At 41.0% G+C, this 12,402-nt stretch carries 10 protein-coding genes and 2 pseudogenes; 4 read left to right on the top strand and 8 right to left on the bottom strand.

Features of this window, described 5'->3' with window-relative positions; all coding sequences use genetic code 11:
- Window positions 1-58: 58 nt before the first annotated feature.
- Window positions 59-238, bottom strand: a complete 180-nt coding sequence (locus H6F92_RS13145) for a hypothetical protein (RefSeq protein ID WP_190358230.1) — start codon at window positions 236-238, stop codon at window positions 59-61.
- Here H6F92_RS13145 and H6F92_RS13140 point away from each other — a divergent pair.
- The 3 genes from H6F92_RS13140 to H6F92_RS13130 are packed head-to-tail and all read left to right on the top strand — an operon-like array spanning window position 197 to window position 3,403.
- Window positions 197-658, top strand: a complete 462-nt coding sequence (locus H6F92_RS13140) for a cupredoxin domain-containing protein (RefSeq protein ID WP_190358188.1) — start codon at window positions 197-199, stop codon at window positions 656-658. The two genes, H6F92_RS13145 and H6F92_RS13140, sit on opposite strands and share 42 nt — an antisense overlap.
- Window positions 655-1,740 carry a calcium/proton exchanger gene (cax, locus tag H6F92_RS13135; RefSeq protein ID WP_190358186.1) on the top strand — a complete coding sequence of 362 codons (1,086 nt, stop codon included), beginning with the start codon at window positions 655-657 and terminating at the stop codon, window positions 1,738-1,740. Before H6F92_RS13140 ends, cax begins: the two co-directional genes overlap by 4 nt.
- Before the next feature lie 43 nt (window positions 1,741-1,783).
- The gene (locus tag H6F92_RS13130; RefSeq protein ID WP_190358184.1) at window positions 1,784-3,403 is read left to right on the top strand and encodes a S8 family serine peptidase; all 1,620 of its coding nucleotides are present in this window, start codon (window positions 1,784-1,786) and stop codon (window positions 3,401-3,403) included.
- 211 nt (window positions 3,404-3,614) lie between these two features.
- Here H6F92_RS13130 and H6F92_RS13125 read toward each other — a convergent pair whose 3' ends face one another.
- The 5 genes and pseudogenes from H6F92_RS13125 to H6F92_RS13105 all read right to left on the bottom strand — a co-directional run bounded on the left by H6F92_RS13125 (window position 3,615) and on the right by H6F92_RS13105 (window position 10,803).
- Window positions 3,615-4,883 (bottom strand): DNA cytosine methyltransferase, encoded by a 1,269-nt coding sequence (locus H6F92_RS13125; protein ID WP_190358183.1) that lies wholly within the window; start codon window positions 4,881-4,883, stop codon window positions 3,615-3,617.
- A 163-nt stretch (window positions 4,884-5,046) separates the two neighbouring features.
- A pseudogene (locus H6F92_RS13120) lies at window positions 5,047-6,288 on the bottom strand (GmrSD restriction endonuclease domain-containing protein).
- 88 nt (window positions 6,289-6,376) lie between these two features.
- The gene (gene guaA / locus H6F92_RS13115; RefSeq protein WP_190358181.1) at window positions 6,377-8,002 is read right to left on the bottom strand and encodes a glutamine-hydrolyzing GMP synthase; all 1,626 of its coding nucleotides are present in this window, start codon (window positions 8,000-8,002) and stop codon (window positions 6,377-6,379) included.
- 358 nt (window positions 8,003-8,360) lie between these two features.
- Entirely contained in the window at window positions 8,361-9,488 is a 1,128-nt protein-coding gene (gene cbiD, locus H6F92_RS13110; protein WP_190358179.1) for a cobalt-precorrin-5B (C(1))-methyltransferase CbiD, read from the bottom strand.
- A 19-nt stretch (window positions 9,489-9,507) separates the two neighbouring features.
- Window positions 9,508-10,803 carry an RNA-guided endonuclease InsQ/TnpB family protein gene (locus tag H6F92_RS13105; protein WP_190358177.1) on the bottom strand — a complete coding sequence of 432 codons (1,296 nt, stop codon included), beginning with the start codon at window positions 10,801-10,803 and terminating at the stop codon, window positions 9,508-9,510.
- A 198-nt stretch (window positions 10,804-11,001) separates the two neighbouring features.
- Between H6F92_RS13105 and tnpA the strand changes: the two are divergent.
- A pseudogene (gene tnpA / locus H6F92_RS26050) lies at window positions 11,002-11,283 on the top strand (IS200/IS605 family transposase); the annotation flags it as partial.
- A gap of 222 nt (window positions 11,284-11,505) precedes the next feature.
- Here the strand turns inward: tnpA and H6F92_RS13095 are convergent.
- The gene (locus H6F92_RS13095; protein WP_190358175.1) at window positions 11,506-11,844 is read right to left on the bottom strand and encodes a HepT-like ribonuclease domain-containing protein; all 339 of its coding nucleotides are present in this window, start codon (window positions 11,842-11,844) and stop codon (window positions 11,506-11,508) included.
- The gene (locus tag H6F92_RS13090; RefSeq protein WP_052276687.1) at window positions 11,841-12,131 is read right to left on the bottom strand and encodes a nucleotidyltransferase family protein; all 291 of its coding nucleotides are present in this window, start codon (window positions 12,129-12,131) and stop codon (window positions 11,841-11,843) included. The genes H6F92_RS13095 and H6F92_RS13090 overlap by 4 nt, the downstream gene beginning before the upstream one ends.
- Between the last annotated feature and the right edge of the window lie 271 nt (window positions 12,132-12,402).

The following is a 12,402-nucleotide window of genomic DNA, read 5'->3' as shown; positions in this document are numbered from 1 at the left end:
TTAGCAGTAGCGTAACATGAGCGGGCGTTGGGTTTCATGCTTCAACCCAACCTACGTTCTAGAAGTCCCGCGGTTTTAACCATGACCAAGGGACTTTTAGGGAATGGAAGGGAAAAGAGCCAGAAATAATCACCACTTGTTGTAAAATTATCGTCAAAGCCGCCAGATTTTCTCTATTATCAGCTGCAGGAGCAAAATGAATTCTAATCCCTACTTCGCTGGCCAGGATATCTATCAAAAATTTGTGGCATTAGTAATAGTTTTAATTAGTTGTTGGTTAGTGACTTTTCCCGCCTTCGCTGGTTCGGTCCCCCTAGAAGTTAAAATTAGTCTAGGCTCCGGGCAAGGAGAATTAAAATTCTTTCCTAGTCAATTAGACTTTATTGCTGGGCAAAAATACAAATTAATCCTCGATAATCCCAGTCCCACTAAACATTATTTTACCGCTAAAGACTTCGCTGATGCTAGTTGGACCCAGAAAGTTGAAGCGGGAAAAGTGGAGATTAAAGGAGCGATTCACGAACTAGAATTAAAACCCAATGCACAGGCAGAATGGGTAATAGTTCCTCTCAAAACCGGTAAGTATAAATTAATCTGTACTATTCCGGGTCATGCCGAAGCGGGAATGGTGGGAGAAATCGCCATTAATAATCCATGAATTTAAGAAAAATTGTCTCCTTTGCTTTCCTATTATTTATTCCCCTATCGGTGGTCGCTAGTCGTCTTAATTGGGGAGATCAAGCTATTTTTATCACTGCCGCTTTATCGATTATTCCCCTGTCAATTTGGTTAAGTACCTCTGTGGAAAGAGTTGCCGTAGTCACTGGGCCAACTTTGGGAGGATTAGTTAATGCTATCTTTGGCAATACTACCACTTTAGTTATTGCCTTAATTGCCCTAAAAAAAGGCTTGGTGGACATCGTACAAGCCAGTATTACCGGTAGTATTCTCAGTGATTTATTATTATTTATGGGCATGGGAATGCTTACGGGAGGAATTCGCTACAAAGAGCAGGAATTTAAACCGATTTTAGCGCGGGTAAATGGTTCTTCTATGACTTTAGCAGTAATAGCGATCGCTTTACCAACTTTGGTAATATATACTTCTAACGTGGTGGAAGTTGCCGATATTCTCAGTCTTTCCCTAGTCACCGCCACGGTTTTATTAATAGTTTACGGGTTAACTTTATTATTTTCCCTCAAAACCCATAGCTATCTCTACGAAGTGGGATTAAGTAACGAAAATACCCCCGACAATCAGGTTAGTGAGGAAGAAAAAGCTCAAGTCTGGATTTGGTTACTTGTGCTGCTTACTTCCACCGTAGCCGTAGCTTATGAGTCGGATTTATTTGTTAATGTAGTGGAATCGGTGATGGAAGGATTTAATCTCACTCCTCTCTTTATCGGGGTAATTTTCATTCCTTTAATTAGCGATGTTTCTGGAATAGTTACCGTCACTCAATTAGCCCTAAAAAATCAGATGGATTTAACGGTTTCCGTGGCTATGGGTGATAGTTTATTAGTGGCTTTATTCGTGGCACCTTTATTAGTTTTTATCGGTCAATTTTGGCATCAACCGATGGATTTAAATTTTAATCCCTTTAACGTGGTGGCTTTGATTGTAGCGGTGGTTGTCACTAATTTAATCAGCTTTACCGGTCGTTCCAATTGGTTAGATGGAACCCTATTACTAGCCACCTATTTAATCTTGGCAGTGGCTTTTTATTACCATCCCGCCTAGCCAAAAAAGAGATTTAGGTATTTTCTGAGATTTCTGTCTTAGAATGGATCGGTATCACCTTACTGCCGCAGGATTGCTGATGATGAAAAGAGGGTTTTGGTTTGTCGTCGGGTTAGTAGTAACGATAATTCTGCTTCCTTCCCTAGTTCTTTCTAATTCCATCGGTGAACAGGGAATTTATGCCGATCGCTTGCGGGCGGAACCCTATAATTTATTAGGGCGAAAAATTGCCATCGGTCAAGTGGAAATCGGCCGACCGGCTCAGTTCGGTTATGATAAAGTGGCAGCTTGGCGACCTCCCTATAAATTAGCCGGTGTTTTTTTTCGCGATCAAATTGCCAAACCCAACACCTATCTAGATAATCACGCCGCTATGGTGGCAACGGTGATGGTCAGTGATGATAAAAAAATCCCCGGAGTAGCCCCAAAAGCGAGATTATATTCGGGGGCGGTGGGTTCTTTGCGACGCGGTGGACAACCGGAAGAATGTCTTACTAGCCAAAATATTGCCCGACAAAATAGCGGTGATGTGCGCGCAATTAACTTTAGTTTTGGGGAATCTTTGCAAAGAGATCAACGACAGGAACCAAAATTAGATGGTCAAGCTTTATTAACTCAATGTGTTGATTGGTCATCGCGAGTTGATGATGTTCTTTATGTAATTGCTGGTAATCAAGGTAAGGGAGGAATTCCCATTCCCACCGATCATTTTAATGGCATTACTACCGCTTATACAGCCCAAAGAGAAGGAAAATTTACTAAAGTTGATTTTGCTAATATTAGTGCTTTACCGGTGGGTATTGGTCGCAGTTTAATTAAACGGGAAATTAATGATGGTTCGCGACGGTCAATTAATTTAGTTGCCCCCGGCAATAAAATAGAGCTTTATGACCTCAAAGGTAAATTAAATACTGTTAGTGGCACCAGTTTCGCCGCCCCTCATATTACGGCATCGGTGGCACTTTTACAAGAATACGGCGATCAACAAATTAATCAAAAAAATCCCCATTGGAGTGTCGATTCTCGTCATCATCAAGTGATGAAGGCAGTGATGCTTAATGCTGCCGATAAAATTAAAGATACGGGTGATGGCTTACGGTTAGGTATGAGACGGACGGTCTTAACTAAAGACCAAAAAACTTGGTTAGAGTCTGATGCTTATAAAGACCCGAAAATTCCTTTAGATATGCAGATGGGGACGGGACATCTTAACACTTTTCGCGCCTACCAACAGTTTAGTAATGGTCAATGGTCAGCCACAGAATCTATTCCTTCTATTGGCTGGGATTACGGTACAGTTACCGCTAATGGTTATCAAGATTATGCCCTGGAGAAGCCCTTAAAAGCTAATAGTTTTGTTTCGATAACTTTAGCTTGGGATCGTTTAGTAGAATTAATCGATACTAATCATAATAATCTCTATGATATCGATGAAAGTTTCCTAGATCGCGGCCTGAATAATTTAGATGTTTATCTTTTACCTGTCCAAGAGGATAATAATGATAAATACACTTGTTCTTCCCTGAGTGATAGTGATAGTTTAGAGCATATTTTTTGTCCTGTACCCATCTCTGGAAAGTATAAAATTCGGGTTCTTTATCGTCAACAAGTTAACGATAAAGAACAAGCTTTTGCTCTCGCTTGGTGGACAGTACCCGAATAATAAAAATGATAGTAAATCCTCTTTAAAAAGTATAGGGGAGTGAGGCTAAATCCGTTGAGTACAGGCTAGTTATGAGGAGAGGCAAAAGGCAACCCCCCCTGCCCCCCCGACATCGGGGGGGTGGAGGGAATAAATAATCAGTTTTTAATAACCAGATTTAGTGTGAGAAGATGGGAGCGAGTTTTTCAAGTTCGATTGGCAGTTAATTGTACTATCTCTGAGAGACACCTCGTTTTCTTTTCGGGATAACATCGTCAGAGATTCCCCAATAGTTTGATGCCTGAGACATATTATATAGCAATAATTCGGCTGGCATTTTTTCTAAAATAACTCGGTTGAAATTGGCTGGATTAATATTCATTGCTCCCATCACGGCATCACCAAGTTCTTTCGATAATAGCGGAATAACCGCATTACCAATCTCACGAAAACCATGCCATATTGTGCGGTGAAACTGAAACCAATCGGGGAATGTATGTAATCTGGCGGCTTCTCGTACAGTAATACAACGAGGAATAGAATAGTGAATGGGTCTAGGAGCAGTATAGGCCCCTTTGTCACTATTAGTTCCGGCCCGGAGAGTGTTACATAAACCAGTGGGAGAAAGCTTGAAAAAGCGACTTTTTGGTTCCACTGTACCCGGTTCGGTTACGATAAATCTATCAATTGATCTTTGGGTATGAACTGAGCCTATATGTCCATAGATTTTTGTATCTACTGTTCTTTGATGGCAAAGTTTAAAAATATCCCTTGACTGCACTGAATATTTTTTCCTCTTGCCACTATAATCTAATTTTGATGCGGGTATGCCTAAATCAGTATCGATAAAGGCTGGTATTAATTCTAAATCTGAAATCGCATCATGGACGCTGGTAAAAGCTGATTTTTTGGCTGAGTTTAAATCGACGGTCTTTGTCAAAGGATATTTAGCCATCGGCACGTCTTTTCGACTACCAATTAAGATTAATCTTCTGCGCTTTTGTGGTGCGCCATATTCACTGGCATCAAGGATTTTAATTGGCTGATTAATTGTATAGCCAATAGCTTCAAATTCAGAGATTAACTCCTCTAAAAATTGTTTATGTTTACCGGTAGCCATGCCGGGGACATTTTCAAAGATAAAATACTTGGGTTTAATTTCTGCTACAATCCGCAGATATTCAAATACAAGAGAATTTCTAGGATCATCTATTTGTCGTTTACCAATTAATGAAAAACCTTGGCACGGCGGCCCCCCGGCAATTAAACTAACATCGGTGGCATAGCCTTTTAGTTTTAATAATTCCCATATTTCCCTACTTGTTACTTTGGCTATATCCCGGCAAATAGTTTGACAATAGGGAAAGTTAAAATGATGAACCAAGGAATGGACTGCATCAAACTCCACCGCTACAGCAATATCAAATCCCGCCGCTTCTAGACCAAGGGACATCCCACCGCAGCCAGCAAATAAATCGATCGCAATTGGTCTATGTTTCACCTTGATGATTAGCTCTCTATTGTCTGCCTTTTATTATACTGTAAGTAGGGAGGCACAATTATTGGTAGGATGGATTAGCGGTAGCGTAAACTATGCGGGTGTTGGGTTTCATGCTTCAACCCAACCTACGTTATTGGAGATTTCGGCATAATAAAAAAAACAACTATCTTAACCCCTTAAAAATAATACGATTGTCTTCCATCTGAGGAATATTGAAGTTAATATCTAATACTTTTGATAAAGCTTGACCCCATAAATGAAAACGATCATAGGTTGATTGTTTAGTATGTGTATTAATTAATACAGCATTTTTAAATCGATCAACGGCAGTACGAAATAAACTTTTAAATGCGTCTTCTACCTGTTCTTTTTTTTTCTCGGCAGCTGCTCTAATTAGATCATCGCAAAAGTAAAAAACCATCACATCTAAAATTGCTCGATTGAACTGACTTCGATAAGTTGCCGATTCAGGCAGCCAGAGACGGGAAAAGTTTTTCTATCCAAAAATATTAATCGTTGTCTGGACAGCTTTTTCAAATTGATCAACAACATTGATAATTTCATCTGAGCGTTTTTCCCATTCTTGATTGAAATTTTGACAGGTTTTATCTAGAAGCATCTGAACATCACCGCGATAATCAGATAAATAATAATGAAAAGCTACATAACGCAAGAGTATATCAGTGTCGCGCATCCGGAAATCGGGATAGGAAGATTTAAATATTTTCTTTAATGCTTGACTTTCGATCGCTCGATCATCTAAAAAATTAATAAAACCCCCTGGGTGTAATGCTTGTCTTAATTCTTGAGAAGACAAAGGGGTATTTTCCACATTGAGACGCAGAAAAATTTTATGGAGGAAACTCTCCGTTTTCCAATTACGGATAACAATCGTGCGGATAGTTTGATTATCCAGTTGGTCTGAGATATCATTTAAATTGAAGTCATTTTCTAGATCCTGATATTGGCAGCCATTGAGATTATCTAGAAATTCTAAATCTTTTAAAGTAAAACTATTATTAGGTGTGTCACTGTCACCATAAAACTGTAAAATTGTTAGTAGGCGTTGTTTGCCATCAAGAACGATAAATTTACCTTTTTCCTTATTATTAGCAGCTAAGACAATCAGTGGGACTGGAAACCCTAGAATTAGGGATTCAATAAATCGACTTTTACGAGTAATATTCCAAGCATCTCGTCTTTGAAAGCGCGGATTGAGTTGAATATTTTCTCGAGTTAATTGATCGCGGATCGTTGCGGTAGTCCAATCACTTCCAGCAACAACAGTGTCGGAGATTTCTTCGAGTTGTAGCTCTTTTTGGTTTGCTGATTCTCCTGCAATATCTTCTTCTTCTTCCGCAACATCCACCGCTTCTATTTCTTCTAAAATCTCTAACTGTGCCATGGTAGTAATTAATCTCCTCAATTGTCTATTCTGCAAAAATCCCGCCCCAATATTTGGACGGGACTAACAATCAATCAATAATTCAATACTACTCCCATTCTATAGTTCCGGGGGGCTTAGAAGTAATATCATAAACCACGCGGTTAACTCCCTTAACTTCATTGACAATGCGATTAGAAATTGTCTCCAATAAATCATAGGGAACCCGCGACCAATCGGCAGTCATTCCGTCTTCACTGCTGACTAAACGTAGGACAATAGGATAAGCGTAGGTGCGTTGATCTCCCATCACTCCCACACTGCGGACAGGCAATAAAACCGCGAAAGCTTGCCAGAAATCGTGATACATTCCCTGCTTATTAATCTCGTCGCGCACCACCCAATCTGCATCGCGCAAAATATTTAATTTATCTGCGGTGACTTCCCCTAAAATGCGAATCGCTAAACCGGGGCCGGGGAAAGGTTGACGACGAACAATTTCTTCCGGAAGACCGATTGATCGACCTAATTTTCTCACCTCATCCTTAAATAATTTTCGCAGGGGTTCGACTAATTTAAACCGGAGATTTTTCGGCAGTCCACCAACGTTATGATGACTTTTAATTTTAACCGCTACTCTTTCCCCGGTTTTGGGATCCACATTACTATCGGCCGATTCAATCACATCGGGATATAAAGTTCCTTGGGCCAGATAATCAAAGGGTCCCAAACGATTCGATTCTTCTTCAAACACCTGAATAAATTCATGGCCGATACGACGGCGCTTTTCTTCGGGATCGGTGACACCGGCCACTTGCGCTAAAAATCGCTTTCTAGCGTTGACATACTCGACTCCGATATGGAATTGCTCGTTAAATATCTGCATTAATCGTTCTGGTTCACCCTTACGCATGAATCCCTGATCGATAAACATACAGGTTAGTTGATCACCGATCGCTCGATGCAAGAGGAATGCTAAGGTAGAGGAGTCCACACCGCCGGATAAAGCCAATAAAACTCGCTTATCGCCCACTTTTGCCCTAATTTCTCGAATCGATTCCTCGACAAAAGCTTCCGTGGTCCAAGTGGGTTCGCATTTGCAGATATGATAGACGAAATTGCGGATTAAGGCGATTCCTCCCACAGAATGGACAACTTCCGGGTGAAACTGCACTCCAAAGAGTTTTTTCTTGTGATCGGCAATGGCCGCACAATCGGTATTATCGGTATGAGCGAGAATTTCAAAACCCGCGGGCAATTCCACGCAGGAATCCCCGTGACTCATCCAAGCGGTGGAACCGTCCTCGACATTGGTTAATAAATCGGTAGGATCGTTGATAAATAGGGATGCTTTGCCGTATTCGGCCCGTTTTGCCCGTTCTACCCTGCCTCCTAACTGCTGTACCATCAATTGCATCCCGTAGCAAACTCCGAGGATGGGTACACCTAAATTCCAAATTTCGGGATCACAGTGAGGCGCTCCCGGATCATAGACGGAATTGGGTCCGCCCGACAGAATTATTCCTTTCGGGTTGATTTGGGCCAATTGTTCGGCACTGGTACGATAGGAGAGAACTTCCGAGTAAACGTTCGTTTCCCGGATTCTGCGGGCGATTAATTCAGAATACTGGGAGCCAAAGTCAAGAATGATGATTATTTGACGATTAAGGCTATTAGTGAAGGACTCTGAGGGCAAAGTCTCTTGGGGGGTAGGAAGGGGGGTTTGAGTTGTCACTACGATCAAGAAAAGAAACTGGCAGGAAAAGGTTAAAGATTTGTAAACTAAATCGGCTATTGTTCTGAAAATAAGCTACAATAGTATGGCCTTATTAGTTTCATTTTTTAAGACTAAATAGGGCTTGCTGAATAAATGTGAAATGTAGGCAAAGTAAGGGTTTTGGGGCTTTACGAGCGAAACAGGTGCAAGATTTTGAGAGAATCGTCGTTCAAAACCTTGCGTCTTCATCGGCCCGCGTCCTGTAGGGGCGAAGCATTCGGGCAATAACCTATCGGTGAAACCGTAGATTTTCTATCCGAATGCTTCGCCCGTACTTTTTCAGCAAGCCCTAAATATTCCCACGATCATAGCACGGTCACTGGGGAGTGACTGGTAGATTTTGCAAAAATTTAAGGCCATTTTCGCTTTTGCTGATCAAAGAACGAGAGCGATCGAATAAAATACAACCGACCCCAAGATGACCGTTACTGTGGTTATAAACGTATTCTTGGCAACGGCGATCAATAGTATTAGCCATTTCTCCATAGATGCGTTCCACCCAATTATCGCCCGTTTGCCGGTCTAATTGACGCAGATATTCCAGACCGTTTTCGCTGGTGCTACTGTCAAAAATTTGCTGGAGATGGAGGGTAGCTAAACCCATTTTAGCGGCGTAGGCGGTGAGAATTTCCCGACGACCATCGGCGAGATGATGGTGAGTCTGAAAGATTCCCCCGGCAAGTTTAATTAATTTACCGTGATAACCAAACAAAAGAATTTCAGAGATTCCCTGTAATTGGGCCTCTAATAACATCGGCCCGATCCAATTGGCTGTTTTTACCAAAATATCAGGATTAATGCCCATTTGAGGGGCTAAATCTAAGCCATTTTCCCCGATACAAAACACCAAGCGATCGAAACGACGGGATAAATTTTTCAATTGCTCGCGAAAGATTTCTAACTGTCCGGGGGCGCTGAGAGGTTGGGAAATGCCAGTGGTACCCAACAAAGATAATCCCTCTACTACCCCAAAAGCGGCGTTAGAAGTCCTTGTGGCCAGTTTTTTGCCTTCTGGCAGGATAATCGTTACTTTGATGCTTTCTTGGGGCAGTAACAGGGGTCTGAGGTTTTCTTGCAGCAGACGCTGGGCATAACTATAGATAGCTGATTTTCCGCCATTATCAACCTGTAGGCCGATTCCTTCGCCGCCTTGAATCTCTATCTCTTGATTACCCGTTTTTCTTTCTACTAACGCCCATATAGGGGTATTTCTAGTTAAATCTAAATTGTCCCCCGGATCGCTGCGGGTGATGGCTAGGGCAGCATCGGGGTTCAGTCGGGCAACTTGTTCGATGGCAATAGTAACGGCTTCTGGCGGTTCTAAAAGATTAAAAGTAACGGAATTTAGCTCATTTTCGCCGTGGAGATGCTGGAGAGAAGCGATCGCACTGGCACAGGCAAAAACCGGCAAAGTGTAACCCGAACGGGGTGGGGAGATAGACATGAATAGGGACTATAGCCAATCAAATTAGCGTGATCTGATTTTGACTCTCCCCCGCTAACCGCGGAGCGCGGTGTAGCGGGGGATTCTTGGTTCTTAGGCTTTTAACTAGATCGACCTGGTTTAACCGGTCGATCCCCGTCAAATCGCCTCCGCAAGCGTTTTCTAACACGGTCAGTCCGACCGCATTTTTTCCTCGGTTCTCGATTACCTTTGCTGATGCCGTATCTCTTGGTTCGATGTTACCGCAAGAATCACACCGGTGAACTCTTTCCGATAACGACTTTTTACCAGTGAACGCGCCACAATTAGGACACTCCTGTGAAGTTCCGTTTTTATCGACTTTAAGATAATATTTCCCCCGTTTCCAAACAACAAACGGTAGTATCTCATTAATAAAACTACCGATACCCGAATCTAGAGATTGTTTTCTAACGATCCCTCTAGACCAGGAAACGAAGTTAATATCTTCAACGAAAATATTATCAGCAAAATCGCAAAGGTAATGAGCTAACTTAAAATGCCAATCTCTACGAGTATTAGACACTTTTTCATGTAATCTCGCCATCTTCTCCTGAAGTTTTAACCAATTGCTAGAGCCTTTAGTTTTCCGTTTAAAGCGTCTTTGTAGCAATTTAAGCTTACTCTGTACTTTCAACAAAAATCGAGGGGCTTTGATTAAATCTCCTCGTGAAGTAGCAACAAAACTCTCAATCCCCGCGTCGATTCCTAAACAGGTTTTCCCGGCCGTTATATCGGGGACGGATTCTTGGGATTGGAAGGAAACCGAAACGTAAAATCCCGACGCTTTTTGGATAATTCGAGCTTGTTTAGGCTCAAACCCAGACGGGTATTCTCTAGATGGCCTGATTCTAATTTTTCCTAATTGTGGAAAATTCAAACATCCATCCCCTAGAAAGTTTTTTGAGAGCGTGGGGAAAACAAAACTTCGCATCTTTTTTTTGAATCTAGGAAAGCCAAAACTTTTCGACTTCATCTGGTTAAACGCCTTATCTAAAGTTTTTAAGACTTGCTGTAAGACTTGAGCGTTAACCGTCTTTAATATCGGGTAAACTTTTTTAGCTTCCGTTAGATTTTTAGCTTGAACGAAGTAATTTGGATAGGGTTCATCCGCAGGAATTATGTACTCGGAAACTAGCGAACAACGATCCGCAAGACACTTTCGAGAGTTCAACCAATCCTTCCGTTCCGAGAGCGCGTAATTGTAAACGCTTTTGGCAACATCAAGAATGTGGATGATCTCCCGTTCCTGTTGTCTGTTTACCTTTAGTTTGTACTGGTAGGTAAGCGTTATCACTGTCGTTCGTTTCGTGATGTACAATTGAATTGTAACACTTACTGCCTAATATGTCAACTGATTACAATCATGAATTTTGCTCTGTTTATAGACTTACCGCTCAGATCGTATTTGTCATCAAATACCGACCATTGCTATTAACAATGAAATCTTAGCCCGACTTAAAGAAATTTTTGTGTCAACGTCACAAAATGGGAAAGCGTGTTGCTTGATTTCAACGGTGAATCGGATTACGTTCACCGGATTATTGATGACAAACCTGACATCGCTTTATCCAAATTAATCGCTAACCTTAAAACAGTTAGTAGTCGCTTAATTAGAAAGGAATTTCCGGATTTGGCGGCCAAGTATTTCGACAATAAACCTTATTTTTGGACGGGAGCTTATTTCGTGGCTAGTTGTGGAGGTGTTACTGTCGAACAACTAAAAAAATACGTTGAGAACCAAAACTCCCCGAAAGTGGAAACGCTACCGCGTTAGTTTCATTCCGGTGGCGATTCATCTCCCGTTAACTGCGTAGCGGTTTAACGGGAGTCCTCTCGCGACCTTGAGATAGAACTAGGGGGCAACCGCTGCTATTTTTGATCATTCTTGGACATCCTCACCACGCTATCTTTTTAAGGATAGTGGCTGAATGGGTTTGATGCTTGACCCAAAAAATGCCTAATCGCTTAGATATTACCTCCATGTTGTCAACTGATTTTAATTATTTTCATTAGCAATAATTTGCTGAATTTGTTGTTTTAATTTAGGTAAATTATCTTTAATAACTCCCCAAACTTCATCTACATTGATTCCCGTGTAGCTATGGATTAAAATATCTCGAAACCCTGCAATTTTACGCCAAGTAATTTCAGGATATTTTTTTCTAATCTCAGGAGAGAGTTGTTTAACAGCTTCTCCAATGACTTCAAAACAGCGAATCACAGCATCTTGAATTAATAAAGATTGATAGAATCTGTCTTTTCCCTCCTGTGTATAAGATTCGATTCGTTCAATTATATCTAAAATATCACCTAAATAAATTAAGTCATCATTCATAAAGGAATCACCTCTTTCATGATTCTTTCCCGAAAACAATCTCGTAAACTGTTAATAGTAGCCACATCAACCTTACAGCCTAAATAATCTTCTAAGTCTTGAATTAAACCAATTCTATCTAATAAGTTGCGCCCTTGTTCCATTTCTACTAAAAAGTCAATATCACTGTCATTGCTGTCTTCTCCTCTGGCAACTGATCCAAATATGAGAATATTAAATGCTCCATGTTTTCGAGCAATTTTTATAATATTCTCTCGTTTTTCTTGAAGAAGTTGATAGCGTTTCATTTTTATAATTTACCGAATATTTTTTTAAGCAAGATGAGTTTTTTCTACAATAATTATAGCATTTTACCCGTATATAATACCATTTTTCTTTATTCGTGGCAGGTATCTTACCCCCCCTGCCCCCCCGATGTCGGGTAGGGCTGTTTCATTCTCCCATGAGAATATCAAAAGTAAAAGCGATCACTATCAGGTAAAATGAGAAGTGACCGCCAACTTTTTAAATATATGTTGAGCTTAATAGAAAAACTGAAACAAGTCAAGGACTTTCGGA

The sequence above is a fragment of the Microcystis wesenbergii FACHB-1317 genome (genome assembly GCF_014696875.1).
GTDB lineage: Bacteria > Cyanobacteriota > Cyanobacteriia > Cyanobacteriales > Microcystaceae > Microcystis > Microcystis wesenbergii_A.
The sequence above is the reverse complement of the archived record's forward strand: the minus strand, read 5'-3'. Positions and strand labels throughout refer to the sequence as shown.

What these genes read in the sequence shown, in the direction of transcription:
- cax (WP_190358186.1), top strand. Translation starts at nt 655, where the DNA reads ATGAATTTAAGAAAAATTGTCTCCTTTGCTTTCCTATTATTTATTCCC.
- H6F92_RS13130 (WP_190358184.1), top strand. Translation starts at nt 1,784, where the DNA reads ATGGATCGGTATCACCTTACTGCCGCAGGATTGCTGATGATGAAAAGA.
- H6F92_RS13140 (WP_190358188.1), top strand. Translation starts at nt 197, where the DNA reads ATGAATTCTAATCCCTACTTCGCTGGCCAGGATATCTATCAAAAATTT.
- H6F92_RS13095 (WP_190358175.1), bottom strand. Translation starts at nt 11,844, where the DNA reads ATGAATGATGACTTAATTTATTTAGGTGATATTTTAGATATAATTGAA.
- H6F92_RS13090 (WP_052276687.1), bottom strand. Translation starts at nt 12,131, where the DNA reads ATGAAACGCTATCAACTTCTTCAAGAAAAACGAGAGAATATTATAAAA.
- cbiD (WP_190358179.1), bottom strand. Translation starts at nt 9,488, where the DNA reads ATGTCTATCTCCCCACCCCGTTCGGGTTACACTTTGCCGGTTTTTGCC.